Annotated in this window: 18 protein-coding genes and 4 pseudogenes; 13 read left to right on the top strand and 9 right to left on the bottom strand. The window is 46.7% G+C overall.

From position 1 onward, the window contains the following. The 4 genes from TZ48_RS22465 to TZ48_RS22455 all read left to right on the top strand — a co-directional run. A partial coding sequence (locus tag TZ48_RS22465) for an arginase family protein (RefSeq protein ID WP_239671039.1) occupies positions 1 to 537 on the top strand: 537 nt, incomplete at its 5' end. Positions 538 to 709: 172 nt separating this feature from the next. Continuing rightward, positions 710 to 862, top strand: coding sequence for a hypothetical protein (locus TZ48_RS25595; protein WP_128650681.1), 153 nt, complete (start codon positions 710 to 712; stop codon positions 860 to 862). Positions 863 to 1,131: 269 nt separating this feature from the next. Further along, entirely contained in the window at positions 1,132 to 2,238 is a 1,107-nt protein-coding gene (locus TZ48_RS22460; protein WP_112480871.1) for a methyl-accepting chemotaxis protein, read from the top strand. A gap of 25 nt (positions 2,239 to 2,263) precedes the next feature. Beyond that, entirely contained in the window at positions 2,264 to 3,064 is an 801-nt protein-coding gene (locus TZ48_RS22455) for a nitrate- and nitrite sensing domain-containing protein (RefSeq protein WP_239671038.1), read from the top strand. An 81-nt stretch (positions 3,065 to 3,145) separates the two neighbouring features. Here TZ48_RS22455 and TZ48_RS22450 read toward each other — a convergent pair whose 3' ends face one another. Continuing rightward, entirely contained in the window at positions 3,146 to 4,681 is a 1,536-nt protein-coding gene (locus TZ48_RS22450) for a phospholipase D family protein (protein WP_239671037.1), read from the bottom strand. Positions 4,682 to 4,885: 204 nt separating this feature from the next. On the opposite strand from TZ48_RS22450, the pseudogene yddG reads away from it, so the two are divergent. Both yddG and TZ48_RS22440 read left to right on the top strand, forming a co-directional pair. Further along, positions 4,886 to 5,802, top strand: a pseudogene (gene yddG, locus TZ48_RS22445) (aromatic amino acid DMT transporter YddG). 88 nt (positions 5,803 to 5,890) lie between these two features. Then, on the top strand, positions 5,891 to 6,556 hold the full coding sequence (locus TZ48_RS22440; RefSeq protein ID WP_112480866.1) for an START domain-containing protein: 666 nt from the start codon (positions 5,891 to 5,893) through the stop codon (positions 6,554 to 6,556). Positions 6,557 to 6,603: 47 nt separating this feature from the next. Here TZ48_RS22440 and TZ48_RS22435 read toward each other — a convergent pair. Together TZ48_RS22435 and TZ48_RS22430 are read right to left on the bottom strand one after the other, a co-directional pair. After that, positions 6,604 to 7,242: pseudogene (locus TZ48_RS22435) on the bottom strand (cation efflux transmembrane domain-containing protein); the annotation flags it as partial. 193 nt (positions 7,243 to 7,435) lie between these two features. Then, positions 7,436 to 8,313: pseudogene (locus TZ48_RS22430) on the bottom strand (LysR family transcriptional regulator). Positions 8,314 to 8,493: 180 nt separating this feature from the next. Here TZ48_RS22430 and TZ48_RS22425 point away from each other — a divergent pair. The 3 genes and pseudogenes from TZ48_RS22425 to TZ48_RS22415 all read left to right on the top strand — a co-directional run bounded on the left by TZ48_RS22425 (position 8,494) and on the right by TZ48_RS22415 (position 10,569). Continuing rightward, positions 8,494 to 9,074, top strand: a pseudogene (locus TZ48_RS22425) (class I SAM-dependent DNA methyltransferase). Between the two features lie 187 nt (positions 9,075 to 9,261). Next, positions 9,262 to 9,897: a lipid-binding SYLF domain-containing protein gene (locus TZ48_RS22420; RefSeq protein WP_162674694.1), complete on the top strand. Its 636-nt coding sequence runs from the start codon at positions 9,262 to 9,264 to the stop codon at positions 9,895 to 9,897. 72 nt (positions 9,898 to 9,969) lie between these two features. Next, positions 9,970 to 10,569, top strand: coding sequence for a DUF4136 domain-containing protein (locus TZ48_RS22415; RefSeq protein ID WP_162674693.1), 600 nt, complete (start codon positions 9,970 to 9,972; stop codon positions 10,567 to 10,569). A gap of 81 nt (positions 10,570 to 10,650) precedes the next feature. Here the strand turns inward: TZ48_RS22415 and TZ48_RS22410 are convergent, their stop codons facing one another. The 3 genes from TZ48_RS22410 to TZ48_RS22400 all read right to left on the bottom strand — a co-directional run bounded on the left by TZ48_RS22410 (position 10,651) and on the right by TZ48_RS22400 (position 12,685). Next, a complete protein-coding gene (locus TZ48_RS22410; protein WP_239671040.1) occupies positions 10,651 to 11,112 on the bottom strand; it encodes a fasciclin domain-containing protein in 462 nt (153 codons plus the stop codon). A gap of 144 nt (positions 11,113 to 11,256) precedes the next feature. After that, complete coding sequence (locus tag TZ48_RS22405) at positions 11,257 to 11,781, bottom strand: GNAT family N-acetyltransferase (protein ID WP_112480855.1); 525 nt, start codon at positions 11,779 to 11,781, stop codon at positions 11,257 to 11,259. Between the two features lie 4 nt (positions 11,782 to 11,785). Next, the gene (locus TZ48_RS22400; RefSeq protein WP_112480853.1) at positions 11,786 to 12,685 is read right to left on the bottom strand and encodes a coiled-coil domain-containing protein; all 900 of its coding nucleotides are present in this window, start codon (positions 12,683 to 12,685) and stop codon (positions 11,786 to 11,788) included. Positions 12,686 to 12,932: 247 nt separating this feature from the next. On the opposite strand from TZ48_RS22400, the gene TZ48_RS22395 reads away from it, so the two are divergent. After that, positions 12,933 to 15,293: a Lon protease family protein gene (locus TZ48_RS22395; protein ID WP_112480851.1), complete on the top strand. Its 2,361-nt coding sequence runs from the start codon at positions 12,933 to 12,935 to the stop codon at positions 15,291 to 15,293. Positions 15,294 to 15,357: 64 nt separating this feature from the next. Here the strand turns inward: TZ48_RS22395 and TZ48_RS22390 are convergent, their stop codons facing one another. Together TZ48_RS22390 and TZ48_RS22385 are read right to left on the bottom strand one after the other, a co-directional pair. Then, a complete protein-coding gene (locus TZ48_RS22390) occupies positions 15,358 to 16,002 on the bottom strand; it encodes a PilZ domain-containing protein (RefSeq protein WP_112480873.1) in 645 nt (214 codons plus the stop codon). A gap of 356 nt (positions 16,003 to 16,358) precedes the next feature. Further along, positions 16,359 to 17,315, bottom strand: a complete 957-nt coding sequence (locus TZ48_RS22385) for a GlxA family transcriptional regulator (protein ID WP_112480849.1) — start codon at positions 17,313 to 17,315, stop codon at positions 16,359 to 16,361. 137 nt (positions 17,316 to 17,452) lie between these two features. On the opposite strand from TZ48_RS22385, the gene TZ48_RS22380 reads away from it, so the two are divergent. Further along, positions 17,453 to 18,244: an MBL fold metallo-hydrolase gene (locus TZ48_RS22380; RefSeq protein ID WP_112480847.1), complete on the top strand. Its 792-nt coding sequence runs from the start codon at positions 17,453 to 17,455 to the stop codon at positions 18,242 to 18,244. A 22-nt stretch (positions 18,245 to 18,266) separates the two neighbouring features. Beyond that, complete coding sequence (locus TZ48_RS22375; RefSeq protein WP_239671036.1) at positions 18,267 to 18,857, top strand: alpha-ketoglutarate-dependent dioxygenase AlkB family protein; 591 nt, start codon at positions 18,267 to 18,269, stop codon at positions 18,855 to 18,857. Positions 18,858 to 18,909: 52 nt separating this feature from the next. Here TZ48_RS22375 and TZ48_RS22370 read toward each other — a convergent pair whose 3' ends face one another. Continuing rightward, positions 18,910 to 20,499: a diaminopimelate decarboxylase family protein gene (locus TZ48_RS22370; protein ID WP_112480843.1), complete on the bottom strand. Its 1,590-nt coding sequence runs from the start codon at positions 20,497 to 20,499 to the stop codon at positions 18,910 to 18,912. 546 nt (positions 20,500 to 21,045) lie between these two features. On the opposite strand from TZ48_RS22370, the gene TZ48_RS22365 reads away from it, so the two are divergent. Further along, the coding region (locus TZ48_RS22365; RefSeq protein ID WP_162674692.1) for an aldehyde dehydrogenase family protein at positions 21,046 to 21,802 on the top strand (757 nt) is incomplete at its 3' end.

Here is a 21,802-nt window from a genome sequence, read left to right as displayed (position 1 = left end):
CCATACACATCAGGTCACTGGCTACCAAAACTGTACTCTGAAGGTCTAGCGGATCCAGAGCGCACCGTTCAAATTGGTATGCGTGGTCGTCAAACGGCGCTTGTGAAAGGTAACCACATCGCATTTGGTACCACTGGTTTCACCACTAACGAAGTTTACGAGCAAGGCGTTGATGCGGTAGCTGACAAGATCATCGAACTTTGTGGCGATGGCGGTCCGGTTTACTTCACATTCGACCTAGACGCACTAGATACTGCGTTCTGCCGTTCAAACTCAAGCCCAGATCCATTCGGTCTGACGCACCTTCAGGTTTACGACATCATCCGTAAAGTGAAGGCTTCAGGTAAAGTACGTCTTGTTGGTGCTGATATTGCAGAATACACACCAGACACAGATCCAACAGACAAAGATGGCATCATCGCAGCTGGCTTTGGTTGGGAACTACTTTGCTGGCTAGCTGAAGAGCGTAAGAAAGAAAACGGCGGCGAAAACCGTCACACAGTATGGCACCAAGCATTTGGTTCTGTATCGCTGTAATCTTACTGCCTTGATTTTAAAAACCACTGCTTTTTGCGGTGGTTTTTTATGCCTGTTTGATAACAAAAATTGATGCCAACGACAAAAAATCAGATTAGTGATACTCAATCAACTTTGCTTCAATAGCGCCCGAAAGATTGCTGTTAATCTTACTTCCAATTAAGGGTTTAAAATGTTTGCTATTGATGATGTTGTAGTTGCAACTAAAGGTATCGATCTAGGTAAAATGGTCGTGACTGGTTTGAGCAGTGGCGGCTTCTACGTTCGTGTAGAAGTAGACGGCATGTCTCTAACTTACCCAGCAAAAGACCTACAAAAAGCGTAATCTTTGACGCTGAGTTCTTCTTTGTAAATGGCGACCCTAGGGTCGCCATTTTCTTTTATTCGCATTTTTATCAGTACTTTGCACCTTCAGAGTGCAATGCCCCTCATTGAAACACCAATGCGCATTAAGCGTGCATCCGCTTGTTCTAACACAACCCTTAGTAACACTCAGTATCAACATCATTTGTCTTTTCAAGTTGAGTCTGGAATGAAAGTTGCACTTCAATCATAGACATAAAGAGAGTAGGTCTTTAGCCAAGGAGGGGAAAGATGATACTTATCTTACGCACAACGCCATTAAACCTTATAAACGTTTTAATCTTGTTAGCGCTGTTGTCTTCGATTGTGTTGTTCGCGTTCGACGCTAAGCTTGCAGGATTTCTTGTACTGCTATCCAGCGCGACAATTTCATGGCTGATGCTGATCTCATTGAATCGAGAGTTGGGAGTATTCAATGACTATTATCAGCGACTGAAGCTTGGCGAGCTGCCTTCTGTGCCTCAATCATTTGGCCTACTTTATTCAAGCTTCCACGCCATTGATGATGTTCATCAACTGCTGCTACGAAAACAGCGTAAAGCGGAAGCGGTGCGTTCAGAAATGGCGTTCTGCGCACAAGAGCTGGCAAGCAATGCCGCCGATGCGGCCAAGGACAGTGATATGCAGGCGGAGTCGACGCTCTCTTCTGCATCAGCGGCAACGGAGATTTCACAGAGTATTGAAGATGTCTCTCATCGCATTGAGCAGACCTTGCAGGCCATTGAGCAAGGCAATGCTCTTTGTGGGCAAGGCAACCAAGCGCTTGTGAGTGTTCAAAGCAGTGTTGAGCAAGTGGAATCGCAAGTGGGCTCTACGGCGAAAAGCATAGTCACGCTTGAAAGTAACTTGTCCACGGTTTCGGAGATGTCCCAGTTTATTCGAGAGATTGCCGAGCAAACCAATCTGCTGGCACTTAACGCTGCGATTGAAGCGGCGCGAGCTGGTGAACATGGTCGCGGGTTCAGTGTGGTGGCCGAAGAAGTTGGCCGTCTCGCTAAACGAAGTCATGAGTCTGCGAATGCCATTACTTCTCATGTCGAGCAAGTGACCGCGAGTATGAGTGATGTCACAGCGATGATAGAGCAAGTTCGCGAAGGTAACACGCGCTGCACTGAGCAGACCCTATTGGCGCAAAACACGTTGGAAGAGATGGGCGTATCCATGGCATCGATTACCGATCAAGTTGCTGGCGTATCAGCCGCGTCTGAACAACAGGCGATCGCAATTCAGGAAATATCGAGCAATATGGAGCAGGTCGCGCTGACGGCAAAACACAATGCCGAAACCGCCGCTGACAACGCTCAAGTGGCTGAGCATCTTGAAAAACTGACTGCATAGGGAGTGAATGATGATGGAGTTTGTAATGGTCAACCTTCAAGCAACGGCTGCAATGCTGTTTACCTGTTTGAGCATGATTGTTTTTGTCTGGAAAAGGAGACTTGCGCTGAGTAAGAGCCAACAAGCAAAGCAATTTGGATTGCAGCACTTAACGACACTCAGACAGCTTCTAGCGGCGATTCAGCAGCATAGGGGAATCACCAATGGCGTACTTTGTGGAGACGACAAATTGCAATCTCGCCTTCCTGCACTACAAAGCGAGATCAATGATCACCTGCAGACACTGACTCTCCTTGATGAGGGTGTCCGCAATACGAGCAGTTGGCGAAATGTTGAAGAAAACTGGCCAAGGGTTCGTGCTCAGTTTAAGCAGTGGCCGGCGGAGCAAAATCTTGCCAATCACAATCAACTGCTTGCCTCACTGCTTGAATCAGTGGAGGAGTGTGCTCAGCATTACCGTTTGACGGAGCTGCCACAAGAAAAGGGAGAGTCCATCGCATTGCTCTGGAATGATTTATTGAGGATTGCGGAATGTGTCGGCCAGGCTAGAGCTTTGGGCACGGGTGTGGCAGCAAAAGCGGCGTGCAGCAGTGTTGAGAGAATTCGATTGAAGTATCTGCATCAGTCGATCGAACGCTTTGTCACCGCCCAACATCATTCTGATTTCCCAATCGTTAAGAAGCTTCTAGGAACTATCGAGAATAAAGTCCTCGTGCTTGTTCCGAGCGTTGCTGCAGTGGACTATTTTGATGATGCGACGGCTGCTCTAGATGAGGTATTTAGAGTATTTGACCAGCGGGTCGCTGCATTGGGCGACAATGTGTGAGTTACTGGGTTCGAGCTGCTGGATTATGGAGAACGAAATGTGGGCGCTCTGAAGCGTTACTACCTCAGAGCGCTTTGAAGGCTACAACTGCTCTTCAATCGGCAAAATACCGCTGAACCAAGCACCTATGCGGCGCCAAATGCTGGCGTCTGGCTCAGACGTCAAGGTTTCCCCTGTTGTGTGGTCAAACCATACTAGGTCGCCATCATCCATTTTTAACTCGTAAGCGGATTTAGGAATGTCTTTTAAAATGCTTGTATAGACCAGCTCTGCATATTCAGGCTGCTCGATAACAACACCCATTTCGGTATTCAGATGGGCTGAACGAGGGTCGAGGTTCATTGAACCCACAAACACTTTATGTCTATCAATCACCATCGCCTTGGTGTGAAGACTTGAGCGACTGCTGCCCGTTAAGCTCCAGTTCTTTTTGATTTCAGCATTGGACTTCACTTCCCAAAGGCTTACGCCGCCTTTAACCAGATCTTCACGGTATTTCGCGTACCAACCGTGAACGGCAAACACATCATTAGAGGCCAACGAGTTGGTAATGATGACCACTTCTAGACCCTGATCCACCGCTGCGATGAGCTCTTTGGTGCCTTGCTCCGTTGGTACAAAGTAAGGGGAGATGAATATTAGCGATGCTTCAGACTCTTCAAGTACCGCATTTAAGCTGTCGATAAGTGTACTCTGTTTGCTGTCAGGTTTATTGGGGAGATCGTAAAGCAGATCACCAATGCCCCAATAGAGCTCGACCGTACCATTGACCAAATCGTTGTAGAGCGGGAGTTTAGCGAAATCATATTGACCACCAGAGAACTTTGCTTCGAGACCCAACTCGGTGACCCAAGCATCGACATCAGCGTCGGTGTAGCGAAGATCTTCGTTAGGTGCAATCCACTCTATGGGTACACTGTAATCACTGTTCCAGTAGAGATCGAACTGGCGGTTTACTTGACGCACGGCTTTACCTACCATCATTAAATCTAGATCGGAAAACTCAACGGTAGATTCAATGGAGTAGTATTCATTACCCACGTTTCGTCCGCCAATGATGGATACGACACCGTCTACAGTCAGCGACTTATTGTGCATTCTGTGGTTTAGCCGTTCAAAATCACTGAGCATTGCAATGCCGCGCGCTGAGCGAAGATGATGCGGGTTGAACATACGTACTTCGATATTGGGATGGCTACTAAAGCGCAGCAGATCGTTGTCGTCGTATTTTTGCATGTCGTCGAGCAAAAGGCGCACACGCACGCCACGCTCAGCGGCTTCGAATAGACGCCACGCAATTAGGTTACCCGCCTCGTCGTCTCGAAAAATATAGTACTGTACGTCGATGCTGGATTGAGCGGATTCAATAATTGCCAGTCGAGCGAGCAGTGCATCGTGACCTTTATCTAATGGATGGAATCCGGTTTCATCAATCAGAGAATGAGACGCCACTTCTCTTGCAAAATACAGGTCAAGCTTAGTCGGCTCATCGTTAATGATGGTGTAGGAAGGCTGCTTTTCGTATCGGCTAGGATCAATGCTAGAGGAGACACACCCACTTAAAGTAACAATGAGCAATAGAGCGAAGAAATTTTTGATAGACAAAATGTTGGGCATAGTTAAAGTGCTGATATTCGATTAAGTTCTAAAAATGCAGCGAGAGTGTAGCGGCTCATCGTAGAATTTGCACCGGGTCGCTGGCGTTTTTACTGATAAATTTCATAGCAAATAAGTATAGCCTAATTGAAATCGACTAGGTTGCATAACAATTACTTATAACGATTCTTACTCGTTTTTAGTTGCCGGATATTAGGAGTACGGATGGCAGGTTTAGGCACCAATAAATATACCTTGTTTGGGATTATGGCTATTTTGCTTTGGAGCTGTGTGATTGCGCTAACACGGGATATTGCTGAGTTATTTGGCCCGATTGGCGGCGCGGCGTTAATGTATAGCGTCAGTACACTCGCCTGATGTTGGTGATGGGCAGGCCAAAGATTGGCGAGTATCGACTTAGCTATGTGTTGCTTGGTGGTGGACTGTTTGTCAGTTATGAGATCTGTCTTGCCCTTGCACTTGGGATGGCAAATGATCGTCAGCAAGCGATGGAAATGGCGGTGATCAACTACTTGTGGCCGGCGCTAACCGTATTGCTCGCAGTGGCGATGAGCGCTCGTCGAGTAAACCTGCTTGTTTACCCTAGTGTGGTGCTGGCCTTTGTTGGGGTCGTCTGTTGTATTTCGGGGGATGCGTCTTTTTCTATCGAAGGTGTTAAACATAATGTGGCGACGAACCCACTGACCTATTCCATGGCATTGGCTGCGGCATTTATTTGGGCGCTGTATTGCAACATTACCCCCAAGATGAGCGGCGGGAAAAATGCCATTGTGCTGTTTTTTGCGATGACCTCGATCACGCTGTGGATACAGTACGCATTGAGTGACGAACGTCAGATGGTGTTTACGTTCTCTTCAGTTTCGACGCTACTGCTCGCGGGTATGATCATGGGCGCTGGGTATGCGTTGTGGAATCAAGCAATTATCGGTGGCAACATGGTGCTCATTGCAACGTTCTCCTATTTTACGCCGGTATTTTCAACGGTGTTTTCTTCGCTCTATTTGTCCGTTGCGTTGACGCAGTCGTTCTGGAAAGGGGTGGCTTTGGTTACGCTGGGTTCGTTGCTGTGTGCTTGGGCAACGAGCGAGCGTAAGAGCGATACCAAAGCGGCTAGCGCTTAAGATCAGTCAATCCAACAAATAGTCACAGCAATCGCTTTTCGCTCTACTATCGTAGTAGGTATACGGCTGATGAAAAGGACAAAACGTAATGCGAGGCGTTGCTGGGTTTATAAGAGGTGTTTACTGGGTGGTGCTGGTGATTATTGGGCTAATACACAGTCCGATTGTTCACGCCGCTCCGAGCGGTAAGCCTTGGTTAGTGAGTTATAACCAAGATGCGGTGACCCTGTATAAACGAGAGCATCAAAGTGGCTTGATAGAGATCCGCGTTCACGCGGATGTGGCTACTACGTTTTCTGCTTTTCTTCGGCTATTTGAAGACACCAATAACGTGCCCAACTGGTTACACAATGTCGACCAAACCCAAGTCCTAGCGCAACTCTCACCTAATGAAAATATTGTCTATACCACCTTCGCTGCCCCTTGGCCTGCCAAAAATCGAGACATGGTGACTTATTCACGTTACTACCAGACTGGGAAGCGCTTTGTTCTTGAAATCAGCGATGCTTCAGATTACCTCGCGCCGCAACCAGACTATATTCGCATTGATAATGTACGTTCCCATTGGGAGCTGACAAAACTGGAGGGCGACCAGGTGTTTGTAGTGTACACGGCTTTTGCTGATGTTGGCGGCGCTCTGCCGGATTGGTTAGCCAACCAGCTAACGATAGAAGGGGCGATAGAAACCTTTAAAGGGTTGAAGAGAGAGATTGCCAATTATCAACATCTCTCTCATCCAAATGTGACTGATTGAAAACGCGCTTATGAATTGCTTGCCAAAGTGACATTGTTGGCGCGTGACAGTGATTTACAAGCCTCTATCAGCATTTGCGTAGGCACTTTGATAAAATATACCGACATCAGTATCATCATCATAGGATCCGCGTAAACACTTAGGTGTGCCCATGGAGTGAATTCCATTGCCCATGCTGAGATAAAGCCTGCCATAACCGCTACGCTAAGTAGCGTGTCCATTTGCCATTGTTTGGTTTCTGCTTCAATCAGATTAGCGTTCATCTGTTTGTTTTTACGAGCCATGTACCACCAAGCATAGGCACAACCCATCACATTAAACAGTCCGAATAACGTAGCGACTGTGGTGTCGACTGGGCGACCACCGGTAAACATCGAGCTGACTGCAGAGTACAGCGATGCCAATACAATCACTAAGATGACCGCAGCTTTAATAGCGATGACCAGTGACTCCACAGTTTGACGACCGTATTTTGAGGCCTGACTGTTTGGGTTTTTTAGTTGCTGCGCAGCAGCCAGTGACAATAAAGTTAACAGCAAGCTGACTAGAGAATAAACACCGTCAAAGGCGATGACCAGCGAGCCCATCAACACGCCAACCACTAGGCCTGCGACAGCAAAGCCAGTAGCAATAATGGCTGATACTCTCAAGACTGATGATTCGTTGTGTTGCGTTAGCGAAGACATGGTATTTACCTTTTGTTTGAACTAAGGCCATTATTTCGCCGGGGTGATTAACATTCAAACATTAACTTAATTTTGAGTGAGGAGGGACAGATCAAAGGTTAGTAATATTATTTAAAATCAGTAGGTTAATTTGGGTTTTTGCTGTCAGGATTAATGACACCCACTGATGGCACTAACATTTATTTGTGAGTAACTAGAAGGTAAACAAGTAATCACTGACTTGGTCGGCAAGCCAAGTCATCGCGGGATGCTCAGACATGCCTGATGAGGTCAGCATACAGAAATCTTCTTGGGTTAGACCATAAGTATGTTTGATGACAGACAGGGTTTGCTCACGTAGGAGCTGACGGATAAGTGGCTCAGGCAGAACGCCCCACGCACCTTCGGAAAGGATGGTTTTTAGCATGAATTCAAAGCTTGAAAAACCAATGTACTTCAAGGAAAAAGGCAGTAACTCGGGATTGTCACGCAGGTTGAGGTACGCGAGTGATACTTGCATTTCATCGCGCAACACTTCATCGGAGACACGAGGCAGTTTCGACAACTTGTGGTCGGCTCGGCACACCGACATCATGCGAATTTTTCCAAGAGGTTGGTAGGTGAGCCTTGGATCATCCTCTCGTTCAAAATCTACACCAAAGGCGAAATCGACCTGTTTCTTTTCAACGATGTCGCCAAATCACCAGATGAGGCCAGTACAATGTTGAGTGATAGAGCAGGGTAACGCTGGTTAAGCTCCAATGTGAGATCTTGCCAAACTTGGTCTGGCAGGCTGTCATCATGAGCAATGCGCAGTTCGGTGGCAAAGTCGCCAGATACCTGAGCGCAGGTTTGTCGAATGCGAGCCGAGGTGACAAGCAGGTTCTCGCAGTCTTTATAAATCGCCTTCCCTGTTTCTGACAACGTCACATTATTACCTGTACGGACAAAAAGGTCGGTGTCGAGGTCTTTCTCTAGTGCTTTAATCGCCATGCTAAGTTTGGTTCGGTTGCAGTCTAGCACTCGCGCCGCCTCGGACACGGAGCCTGCGCTAACCACGGCACAGAAGGCTTCTATTTGAGAAAGATTGATAGACATTGATCGCAAAACGCCAGTAAATCAAGGGAACAAAAATCATAGCACGTGTGCCAAAGAATACGAAGATAACACTAGGAATTGCTTGGCGTTCTGGTTTAATCTATGCCTAGTCATCAAGGATTAAAATGAAGTGCTTGTATTATGTTCAGCACTAGCAAAACAATGGAGTAAACTATGTCTAACGAGTGGGATGAGTACGCCGCGACATGGGAAAATAACGAGGCGACGGCGGTCTTTGCTCAGTCATGCTATGACGCGCTTTCAGAAATAACCTCGTTGAAAGGTAAATCAGTGTTAGATTTTGGTTGTGGCACTGGCCTTTTGAGCCAATTAATGTCACCAACGACCAAAGATATTGTCGCGCTGGATGGCTCTGAAGCATGATTGAAGAGCTAGACAAAAAAGGCTTAGATAACGTAGAGCCAGTCGTGGACTTGTTAACGCGTGGTCTCGTTGCTCAACACCCTGCGTTTCGTAATCAGTTCGATCTTGTCGTTGCGTCTTCTGTTTGTGGGTTTGTTGATAATCTTCAAGATACCGTTAATGTGATCTACACCTTGCTGGATGAGTTCGGCATGTTTGTTCATTGGGACTGGGCGGTTGAAAGTGACGATGCAGGATTTGGTATGACGGAGAAGCGTGCGAAAGAAGTACTCCTCAATGCTGGATTCGAAAAAGTCGATGTCTCTATTGCTTTTGAAATTGAATCAGCAAAAGGCCCACAAAAAGTGCTGATGGGTGTTGGCCGCAAGTAACGTAAAACGCAATACTAATTATCTGATCTCCGAATAGGTGGTGCCTTTGGTACCACCTTTTTTGTTATGCTAACAGGCTAGTTTTTTGGATGGGTTGATTATGTTTCTAAAATCAAGGCACTGGATTTGGTCATGTTTCGCGTCCCTATTGCTTGTTAGTAGTCACGCTTATTCTGACGATCGAGAAATGATTGAGCAAGCGAGCGCTATCTTAGACAAAGCGGCACAAAACATTGATGAGTTCGACTCAGTATCGCATTGGGAGTCTGTCAAAAATGTCACTGGTGTTGCCAAAGCCATCGTGATTTTTCCATCAGGAGGCCAGGCGGGTTTTCTATTGGGTGCGCAGTGGGGTAAGGGTATTTTGCTTACCAGAGATGCACACCAATGGAGTGAGCCTGTATTTGTGACATTCCGCAGTGCGATGTTTGGCTTATTAGCGGGCGCACAGAAAATTAACGGTGTGGGCGTGATTCTTTCTGATGATGTCGTTGAGCAGTTGCAGTCTGGTTCAACCAAAATAGGCGGCACAGCCGACGTGACGATTGGAAATGGTGTCAGCGGTAAAGTTGTCGGCGGTACCAATGGCATTAGCGCTATGATGGTATCGCAAAACAAAGGACTTTACTTTGGCGGTAGCATTGACACCTTCAACATGACATTAGACGACAAGTTGAACAATACCTTGTATGGTGACGACTTTTCCGTCGAAACGGTACTCACCAACTACGATCATCAATCAGCCAAGCGCAGAACTTACGCCGCCGATTGGAAGGGATCGCCTATCGGGCTGTCTATCGCTAGGCATCAAGCGATGAGTTAAATTTGAACTTGTTGTTTTTTCGTGCATTATTGTCTCTATGCAACTGACTTTAATCGCACAGGACACTTGTTTATGAAACATCTGCCTATAGAGCAACAGTCTATGAAATATGCAGTGATGACCTTGGTTCTTACTAGTTTGGCTTTGGTGGGGTGTACGACGACCACCAAACCAGCTGCCCCTCTGAACTTTTCTTATGGTGTCGCTAAAACCGGAGACTTTGGCTTTTTACCACAAGCGGGGTCGGTGACCTATTCGTGGCGCGCTAATGTGCCTGTGGCGAGAGTCTCTGAAGACTTTGACGCTGAGCAGTACCTTTCGGTCATAAAAGCGCAAATCGATGACGTGCTGAAATCTAAGGGGTATATTGCGGTTCAAGATGGTCATGCTGCGACGATGCACCTTGATTTTGGTATTGCAACTGAAACGGCAATGGATGATGAGCAAATATTTGCTAGCACCCAAATTAAGACTGGGGTGCAGTTTGACGAGACCGGTCAAAAAAGTGAGAAGGGCAGTTTGTACATCGCAGTGTTTGATTCAGTAGGCACATTTCCAAGGTGGCGAGCCTTAGCTCAGGGGCCGACTGAAAATCGAATCAGTGATCCGGAAGAGCGTGAAGAGCTTAAAAATTTAATTGGCGCTATGCTGGACGATTTACCTTCTCGTTAATCCACAAAGTCCTTAGATAGTAAAGACCGAAGCATGAGGCTCCGGTCTTACTATGCTGCAATTGGTCAACTTGCTTGGTGTTTATTTTGGCATTATGACCGTATCGATGACATGAATTACGCCGTTTTTCGCTTTGACGTCAGTCGCCACGACGGTCGCGTTGTCGACCATGACTTTGCCGTCACTCTTGGTAATCATGATGTCTGAGCCTTGCACTGTCGTTGCTTTATCAAGTCCCATCACATCCGCCGCCATCACTTTTCCTGGCACCACATGGTAGGTCAAAAGCGCGACCAGCTTGTCTTTGTTCTCTGGTTGAAGCAAAGATTCAACCGTGCCTTCAGGCAGTTTTGCGAAAGCGTCGTCGGTCGGCGCAAACACAGTAAATGGGCCGTCACCTTTTAACGTATCAACCAGTCCAGCGGCTTGTACTGCTGCCACTAATGTTGTGAAAGAGCCGTTTTCAGCGGCAACGTCAACAATGTCTTTTTTCATTCCATGATGATCAGCGAGAGCTGAAAATGATAGAAGTAGCGCTGCCATTGCTGCAAACGAACGTGTTAGTAATGTCTTCATATCTGCGATCCTTTGTTTGTTTGTATTCGCAGACGTCTGTTACGGTGAGGGTTCGCTATCGATCACTGACGGCAAGTAACAAATTATGTTTACGCCGCCAGCTTGAAAGCATCAAAAAGTAAGACCAGGAAGTAGTACGGTTCGCTTTGGCCAGCTGTGCTGATTCAGTGCTTTGACCATCACTGAAACTGGAGTAGGCTGAGCCAAAGGCTCATCGGGAAGCAGCGAAAGGTTAGTGACTCGTTGGTAACCACTTGAGGTGTAGACTTCGTCACGACCGAACAATACTGAGAAATGAAACGGCTGTTGCTCCATCCATAGGTGGGCTTCCTCAATCAAGGCTTTCGCTAAGCCTTGATTGCGATAGTCAGGGTGGACACAAACCTCGGCAACACCCGCAATTGGTATTGTTTTTCCCGCAGCAGTGATGGTCTTCTCGTGAACAGCGAGATGAGCAATAACGTGATGAGCATGATCGCCGGTAATGTACCAACGATGCTGAGGCATTTCGTTGTAAAAGCGTTGGGTTTTAAAACGACTATCACTGGGCTTAGTAAAGCAGCGACTAAGTATGGTGATAAGCCCTTGGTTCAGCTCTTCGGATACAGAGCTATCTTCAATATAGTGTATTTTCATAGTGTTATTGGCTCACCACGCAACGCTCTGTAACGATGCTGTGAGTGCCTTTGTCAGTTCCCTTAGCGATGGTGAGTCGGCTTAAAATGCTATAGCAGGTAGAGCTGCCATTTTGAGTCGTTGATTGGATACTTACGGTACCTGAATTACCACTACTCGAATTTTCCCATGGGATGGTTTGTCCAGCGTTTGGGTTGCGGAGGAGGCGTTCTACCGCTTGCTTGTGTAGTTGCTGGTCTTTGTCGGAGAAGCTTTTATCTTCGACCCCGAAGGTTTGTGATGTGAGCGAGTCTACAAGCTGAAACGGCGATGACAATATGCCGCCAATCACTCCAGTGACCGCCCCTTTACTGGCTTCACGTCCTGCTTGCTCAGCCTGTTGTACTAAAGATTCTGCTTGGCGAATCACTTCTGGCATCGCGATGCGCAGTGCTTCACTCTCGGCCAGAATGGCAGGGACTTGTTTGTTGGTGCTAGCAATTTGCTGGTTGGTTTCTCTAATCGTCTTATTGGTTTGTTCAATTTGTTCTAGAAGGCTAGGTAAAGAACTGTGCCATTGATTAGATTGCTCAAGAATCGGAGGAATCGCTGCTGTGACGGATTGGACTTCATTGAGAATAGCTGGGATTTGACGGTTAATATCGTCAACTCTTGTTAGCACTTCTGGAATAGCTTGCTGGTATTTCTCACTCTGCTCAAGAATGCTAGGGATGATAGCTTGGATTTTTTGTACTTCTTCCACCACTGGTGTAATGCGCTGCGCCGTTTGGTCGATTTGCGTCAGTAGAGTGGGCAGCTCGACTCTGACCTGTTTGGCTTCGAGGGTGAAAGTATAGATAGACCAAGCCAGAGCCAAAATAGCAATGGCAAGTAGCACTCTGCTGGCGGCAACGATCTTTTCCATATCACTCCTCGCGTCAAAGCCAATCTCATTCAGTACATTGGTTTGAAATTGAAACGTCTACCACTAACCATAACCAAACTGATTCTCTTAGTAAATGAGATGAAAGCAAACATGCTGGGGCGTGTGACGAGAAATGCGAGATTGTGCAAAAAGCCATCAGTTGAACGTATTTACCTAGTAAGTCACTAAAATGTAAAGCCAATTCAGCTAAACTGAAATCAATAAGGGAAAAAAGTAGGAGCTGGTGATGGCGATTCAAAGACTAGAAGCAAGCAAGCTATACCATGCCGCAGAACTGAAAAAACTGCCATGCAAGTCGACCAAAGAACTGGATCCGATTGATGAGATTGTTGGACAAGAGCGTGCTCAAAAGGCGGTTGAGTTCGCAATGTCTATTAAGGAAAAGGGATACAACATCTACGCGATAGGCCAAAATGGCCTCGGTAAACGCACCATGATTTTGCGTTACTTAAGTCGCCATCCCCATGATACAGAAGCACTCTACGATTGGTGTTATGTGGCCAATTTTGCCGACACCCGCACGCCTCAGGTATTAAAGCTGCCATGTGGTATGGGAGAGAAGCTGAAGAAAGACGTTGAAAAGCTGATTTCGAAGTTGGTGAAAGCGATTCCTATGGCGTTCGACAACGAGCTCTACTTTGGACGAGCAGATAAACTCAAGAACGACTTGTCTCGCAAGCAGCAAGTTGAGCTGCAAAAGCTCAGCGAAGAGGCCAAAGAGAAGGGCATCAGTCTTACTATCACGCCGCAGGGGGATTACCAGTTTGTCGCCCTAAATGGTGAAGACTTACATACCGATGAGAGTTTTTCGGAGCTGCCAGTCGAAGAGCAAGAACGCTTTGGCACCACCATTGATGAGCTTGAAGTGAGTCTGCGTGGTATGGCTCGAGAGTTGACCGACTGGGAAGAAACCTTTACAGAAAACATCCAGAAACTCAATGAAGAAGTCACGCTTGGGGTGATCAGTCACCTGATTAAAAAGTTGAAAAAAGAGTACAACGGTTACACAGAGATCAAAAAGTACCTGAATGCACTTCAGAAAGATATTTGTGAGAACGTCGATATCTTCCTTGAAGAGGGCAATGAGCAGGGAGAAATCGCAACCGCCTCACTCGACAAAAAGTTCCCACGCCGCTACAAAGTAAACCTGATAGTGAAGCAGTCTTGCAGTGATTTTCCAATCATTGTCGAGGAAAACCCAAACTATCACTCTCTATTTGGGTACATTGAAACCGCGACCTACAAAGGCACAGTCTTCACCGACTTTTCCTTAATCCGTTCTGGTAGCTTGCATCGAGCTAACGGTGGCGTGCTACTGATGGATGCGATTAAGGTGTTAGAGCAGCCTTATGTTTGGGATGGACTAAAACGAGCGCTGCGCGCACGTCAGCTAAGCTTTACCTCTCTTGAAAAAGAGGTGACGTTAACCGGGACGGTTTCACTCGACCCACAGCCTATACCATTGGATGTGAAAATCATTTTGTTTGGTGATTACCGCACCTATCAACTTCTGCAACACTACGATTCTGAGTTTAGTGAGTTGTTTAAAGTGACGGCTGATTTTGAAGATGAAATGCCGCGAACTGCGGAGTCTGAGCTGCATTATGCGCGTTTTATTTCCAGTATCGTTCATGATAACAACATGCTGCATTGTGATCGCAAAGCCATTGCTCGCATCATTGAGCACAGCTCGCGTCTATCGGGCGATCAAAACAAACTGTCGCTTCACTCTGCGCACATTGCCAATTTGCTACGAGAGTCGAACTACGTGGCGCGGAATGCGAAGTCTAATTTGATCCGCATGGGGCATGTCGATCAAGCATTGGAATATCAACAAATGCGAGTCAATCGATTGCAAGACAGTGTGATGGAAGGTTTCGTGAACGGCACGACGTTAATCCACACTGAAGGCTCGGCGATTGGGCAAGTGAATGCACTTTCGGTGTTAACGACCAGCGATCATATGTTTGGCGCACCAAACCGAATTACTGCGACAACCTCTTACGGTGATGGCGATGTGATTGATATTGAGCGCAGTGTCGATCTCGGCGGTAGCATTCACTCCAAAGGGGTGATGATACTCACGGCTTATCTTTCGTCTGTGTTTGGGAAGACAGCCAAAGTGCCTCTTACTACCACGATTACCTTTGAGCAATCCTATGGTGGCGTCGACGGTGATAGCGCCAGTATGGCGGAGTTCTGCGCGGTGGTTTCTGCGTTCTCTGGTCAACCAAACCGACAAGATATTGCCATTACCGGTTCAATGAACCAGTTTGGTGAGTCGCAGCCTATTGGTGGTGTCAACGAGAAGATCGAGGGCTTCTTTGATGTTTGTACTATCAAGGGACGTAACTCAGAGCAAGGGGTCATCATTCCGCGCTCTAACGCTCATAACTTGATGCTACGTGCGGACATCGTTAAGGCTGTCGATAAAGGTGAGTTCCATATTTGGGCAATCGATCATGTGACCGAAGCGATCGAACTGTTTACCGGCAAAGAGGCGGGCACCGCTTCGCTGGAAGGGAGTTACCCCATCGACACCATATTTGGTATCGCCCAAGCGAGACTCAACGCACTACGTAAGTAACGAAAAGCCAAGCGAATGCTTGGCTTTTAAACGTTTCTGTCATTACCTGTTAGGGTGTTATCGATTAAGCACGAAGCTTGAGCTTTGTGCCATCAAACTTAAGATGAGATAGCAGCTCTTTGGCATTCGCCTCACCTTTTTCATCAAATTTGATACCGTAAGCAGTGTAATGACTGGATTTTTGTTGGTTGCAGATAAGTCCAGACAGCGGTGGGAAGTAACGCCCTTTTTGCGTGCCTGCAGCGACATTTAATGCCACTTCTTGGCCTACCACTAAGCTCTTGCCAAGTGCTGGCAGAATAAATCGACAGCCGCTTTTCGACATATCTCTTAGCTCACAGCGCGTTTGATTGTGCCCTGTGCTCAACATCGCCTCTAGGTTCACTTCATACCTTGGTTCTTTCCTAAGGTTAGTCACTTGCATCGACTGCGGAATGGACAGAATTAGGATTGGCAGCGGCTCTTCAACAATATTCAGAAGCTGCGCCCGGAATTGAACAATGCCTCCTTCGCCACGCTGAGAAATCGCTCTTACTGTTAGCCAAAACCCCTCCTGAAAGAAGTACTTGAGATCACTCTCATCGATCTTAGGCGTTTCCAGCAAAATACGATGCTCAGAATGAGCACCAATAAACTGGGTCGCACAGCGAAAGGAAGTGCCGACGGGTGTATTGACCGTCAATGTCACGTCGCCACCATGCTCGATCATAGCGAGAGCATCGGTGCTATTGAGTGTTTGCGTCGTGCGTGATGGGGGATTGGATTTTAGTTGTTGCGTCACTGCCTGATCATTCCTGACGTTTTCTTTCCTACACTCAAAGCTTTATCTCGGATATTTTATATGAATCGCTTTGAGTCACACGCGTTTTATTTTTGAACCGTGCTCACAAAATTCTAGAGTTTCGACCTTCAAAGTGCAATCAAAAACAAGAGTTCAAGAGTCAAAATATTGACTTGCTTGTCAATATTGAGTTCAAGCGCACAACTTCATTCAAGGTGCAATATCGATTGCCTCGTTGCCGAGGGGAATATATTTGTGCTTCGTTAACGGACTCGCATCCTAGATTACTCTCCCTTAAATGTGACTCGCCATTGAGATGGTGAGGCATCAAAACTGCGTGAAAAGTGCTTACGAAACACACTCTCAGAGCCAAAAACCGATAATTCAGCAACGGTAGCGATGCTGTAATCTGTTGACTCTAATAGCTGTTGGCTAAGTGCCAATCTCCGATTAAGCAGCCACTCTCCAAAAGTGCAACCATAAGCGGCTTTAAACTGACGGGTAAAAGTACGACGACTCATTGCACAGCGCTTTGCAATACTATCAAGATCATAACTTTGGGTTAGGTTTCTCTCTGCGTCACTGATGACATGTCCAAAGCTGGTGGCTTTGTCAGGCTGCTTGGCAATAGGGTTAGGAATGTACTGCTGCTGACCACCGCTTCGGAAGGGGGCAGTCACCATCATCCGAGCGATTTGAGTAGCGACTTCGCTACCACAAAGCGAACGCACGATGTGAAGACAGCAGTCCAGAGATGCAGCGGTACCAGCAGAGGTGATGATGTTGTCTTGCTCGATAAATAGTGGGTCGCAATCGACAATAACGTCGGGGAATCGCTCTGTAAATGCTTGCTGATAGCCCCAATGTGTAGTCGCTCTCCTACCATCAAGAAGTCCTGCCTTGGCAAGGGCATACGCACCAAGACATAACCCGACGACCATAGCGCCTCTTTGATGCGCGGTGATTAACTTTGCAATAAGAATATCACTTGGCTCAGGTAAATGATTTGGCCAGCTAGGGATGACTATGATGTTCGCGCTGTCCAATGTATCCAGCCCGGCGCTGACCGATACCTGAAAGCCACTGCTTAGGCTTACGTGTTGATTTTCCTCACTGCAAAGGGTCAGCTCAAAAGCTGCTTTCTGGCCTAGAAACACATCTTGAAAAACAAGACACGGGACAGAGAGATGAAAAGCACTAATATCATTGAGCGCAACTAGCGCAACTTTATAAGGCTGCATAGAACTAAACCGTAAATAGAGGTAAACCGTAACGACGAATTAATTGGCCTGATTTGAGCGATAAGTGGCACTAGGGACAGTATTGCACAGTTCGTAACAGCTGCATAATGGACTCATCTTGAGAATCGGAGGTTACTATGAAAATTCACCATCTAAGAAGCGCGACATTTGTTATTGAATCGGGCGAACACTTTATTCTTATTGACCCTATGCTGGGTAGCAAAGGCTCTATGCCTCCATTTTCTGTGTTTCGATTCAAAGCGGAAAAAAATCCAACGGTAAATCTACCCGCGAATGCTGATGCGCTACTTGCTAAAGTGACTCATGCACTCGTGACGCACAGTCAAACCTTTGGCTTCAAGCCCCTTCAACATGGCGATCACCTCGATCCTGCTGGTGAAGCTTTTTTGATTGAAAACCAGATTCCAGTGACCACACCGAGCAAAGACAAGGCATATTTGGAAAAGTATGGGATGACGGTTGAAAATGGTTTAGAACCGTGGCAACCAACCCCATTTTTGGGTAGACATATTACTGCAGTACCTGCGCAGCATGGCCATGGTTGGATTCATAAAGTGATGGCCAACGGCTGTGGTTTCTATATTGAGTTGCCTAACGAGCCAAGCATCTACATTAGTGGCGATACGGTGCTAACCAATGATGTCAACAAGGCGCTCACTGAGCTTAAGCCAGATATAACGGTGGTTGCAGCGGGTCAGGCACAGATGGACGTCGGTCAGCCACTCCTTATGCCAACAGACGAGGTGATGGCATTTATTAAGCGTTCACCAGGCAAAGTTATCGCTAACCATATGGAAGCGTTGAATCACTGTCCTGTGGATAGAGCAACACTGAAACGAACGTTGAGCGCTCATGGCTTAGTTGACAAAGTATCGATTCCAGAGGATGGTGAAACACTCGAATTTTAAGAGCTACATAGTGAGGCAGAGCGTGCAAAAGCATCAATATGAATGGCAGGAGATTCAAAATGGTCGCCTGCTTTACATTGAAACACTGTTTGATCATGACTCTGCTGAGGCGGTGTTTAACGAATTACAAAGCGCGCTAAATTGGCGACAAGATAGCATTCGCTTGTTTGGAAAAGTACACCCGATCCCAAGACTTCAAGCTTGGTATGGGGAGGCCAGTTATCGCTACTCTAATTTGGAGTTAGAGGCTCAGACTTGGTATCCCAAACTCGCTGAGCTAAGGGCGCTGTGTGAACAACACGCGCAGCATAGGTTTAATACGGTACTTGCCAATTTGTATCGTGACGGCCAGGATTCAAATGGCTGGCATAGTGACGATGAGCCCGAGCTTGGTATCAACCCTGTGATTGCCTCACTTAGCTTTGGTGGAGAGCGGCGATTTATGCTCAAACACAAGTTGACTGGTGAGAAATTGGAATTCAATCTAACATCCGGATCGCTACTGATCATGGCTGGAGAAACTCAGCACCACTGGCAACACACCATTCCCAAAACCAAGCGACCTGTAGCGCCCAGGATAAATTTAACTTTTCGACAAGTTTTGGTTCCCTAAAATAACAAAAGCTCCCAATTGGGAGCTTTTGACTAGCTAAATCAGAGTTTGATTATGCTTTTGTCGATGCCGCTTTCTTCGTGTTCTTAGCGTAGCTAGGCGTTCTTGCTACAGCACGCTTAGATGCTGGCTTCTTCGCTGCTGGCTTTTTCTTCTTTTGCTGTAGACGCTCAGGAAGAATTTGAGTTGCGAACACGTCTTCTACAGTTTCAGCACGTTTGATTAGCTCAGCTTCACCGTCTTTAACTAGTACAGTTGCAGGACGTGGTAGAGAGTTGAACTGGCTCGCTTGAGATTCTGCGTAGTGACCCACATCCATAATAGCTAGGATATCGTTAGGCACTAGCTCAGGCATGCGTGCACCGCTTTCCCAGATTGATGGGATACAGATTGGACCCGCGATCTCAGTGGTCTTCTGCTGAAGAGGCTGTGTCATCTTAGTTGCTGGTAGCACAGGGTTCTTAGACTCTTGAGACTCAACCAGTACCGCTAGGTAAGTTGACGCGTCAACCATTGTGTAGCTGTAGTCCATCTCTTGGTCTTCTTTCACTACGTACACAGAAGTCAGTAGTGTACCGATGTTACCTGCGATGTAACGACCAGGCTCTAGCCATAGTTGAGGGATCTCGAAGCCTTCTTTGTTGAACTCTTCTAGCATACCCGCACACACGATTTTTGCGTAGTCTTCGATGGTGTTCGGGTTCATTAGGTTTTCAACGCTACGACCTTCTGGCTCACGCTCACGTGGCCAACCGCCGCCCAGGTCGATTTGGAATGGTTGCACGCCGCATTCACGAGAGATCTCGATGACGTTGCGAGCGTATTCACGGTAAAGCGCATCCCAACCTGCTGGATCTTTAGAGAAACGGCCTAGGTGAGTGTGGAAACCGTAGAATTCGAATACGTCGATTTCTTTCACGCGGTTAACGATTTTCTTCGCTTCTTCTTTTAGTAGACCGAATTTGATCCACTTCATCGCGCCTTTGAAGTCTGGGAATGGGTATGCGTCTGGCGTAAAGTCATCGAAGAACTCCTCTGGGATAACTTTTAGACGTACCGCGATACGTACCTTTTCTTTTGGCTTCACTTCGCGAGCGATACGCTCAACGATTTCGATTTCTTCGAAAGAGTCTAGGTGGATTGCGTAGCCGTACTCAATCGCTTTGCGGATAGCAAGCTCAGGCTTAACGGTACCGTTAAGTGCGATAGTTTTTGGATCAGCGCCGCCGATGTGAGTGGCTTCAACTTCACCTGGACCGAAACAGTCACCACCCACGCCTTCTTCGTTACAAATAGCGCGAACGGCGAAGTTAGTGTTTGATTTGATCGCGAACATAACGTTCACAGGCTTTGGCCAGTTTGAACCGAATGCTGCTTTAACGCGACGCAGGTTGCCACGTAGCGTGTCTTCGCTAAGAACGAATAGCGGGCTACCGTACTGCTCAACCAGATCAGAAGCTTTACAGCCGCCGATGTAAAGATCGTCGCCTTTCGTTGCTAGCTCGTCAGTTGGCGTTAGGATGTTTTGTAGACGCTCAGCGTAGTTTTGGTTTGCTTTGTGTTCAGCAAGAAGTTGCTTTTGCTCTTCTAGTACAGAACTTAGTTGCTTTACTGAGTCTTCTAAACGCGCTTGATATTTCATATTCGTTCCTCACGAAATCGTTGAAAAGTCATGATTTGATTTGTTGATACCAAGTGTAGTCGGTGGTTGAAAAAACAACACGTCACCCAGAGTCAAAAAAACTTACACTGGTGACTAATGCATTGGTGGTCAAGTATTTTTGCTATGAATGACACGTTAACATCAGATTGCCGTTCTAAGTAAGTTACTTAGGGGTTACAGATACACTCCAGTATCATTTAAGTAGCCTGATAAATCAGTTTACCTCGCTTTATACGTAGTTTTGTGAGTTTGGTTAACATTTTGTGAGTAAATGAATTGTGTTTACAACAAGTCAAGTAACACAACCTGTATGAATCGTCAGTTTTTTGATGTTGTGTTCAATTTTATTGACTCTCAGTGACGTTACAAGTTGAAGCTGGGTGGCTAATTTATAGTCATTCGATAGCGGCAAGCAAAATCACGTCGTTCAGTGATAAAGCATACATAACTCACCGTTATTAAAGTGCAAACACAACAAGAGTCCTGTAGTCATACAGACCATTCATTCTCTACGAGGTAATCATTATGTCTTTTGATATCAACAAAGCTAAAGGTGTATTCGCGACAGTGGACGCTGCGATTGAAGCAACTCATAAAGCGCAAGTTGAGTTTTATGCGACGTCTACCAAAGAAGGCCGCGAAGCTATCCTTACTGCTATCCGTGGTGCAGTGTTAGCTAAAGCAGAAGACTTCGCAAAAATGGTTCGTGAAGAAACAAAGCTAGGTCGTGTTGAAGACAAGATCGCTAAGCACCAACTAACTGCTGCTAAAACTCCAGGTACTGAAGTTCTAGAAACGAAAGTATGGTCTGGCGACAATGGTATCTCTCTAGAAGAGCGTGCACCTTACGGTGTTATCGGTGCGGTGACTCCTGTCACTAACCCAACGGAAACTATCGTTAACAACGCTATCTCTATGCTAGCGTCTGGTAACGCGGTAACGTTCAACGTTCACCCATCTTCTAAAGTGGTTTCTGCGGTAATGATTGATCTAATCAACAAAACTATCGTTGAAGCAGGCGGCCCTGAAAACCTAGTGACTATGGTAAAAGAGCCAACGCTAGAAACGCTAAACGAAATCGCTAAGTCGCCACTAGTTAACATGCTAGTAGGTACTGGTGGTCCTGGTCTAGTGAAAGCAATCCTACAATCGGGTAAGAAAGGTGTAGGCGCTGGCGCTGGTAACCCACCTGTCATCGTAGACGCTTCTGCTAACCTAGACCTAGCTGCGGCTGGCGTTTACGGCGGTGCATCTTTCGATAACAACCTACTATGTATCGGTG

It is taken from the genome of Vibrio variabilis (genome assembly GCF_003263785.1).
GTDB lineage: Bacteria > Pseudomonadota > Gammaproteobacteria > Enterobacterales > Vibrionaceae > Vibrio > Vibrio variabilis.
Note: the sequence above shows the minus strand (reverse complement) of the source record. Positions and strands in the feature narration are given on the sequence as shown.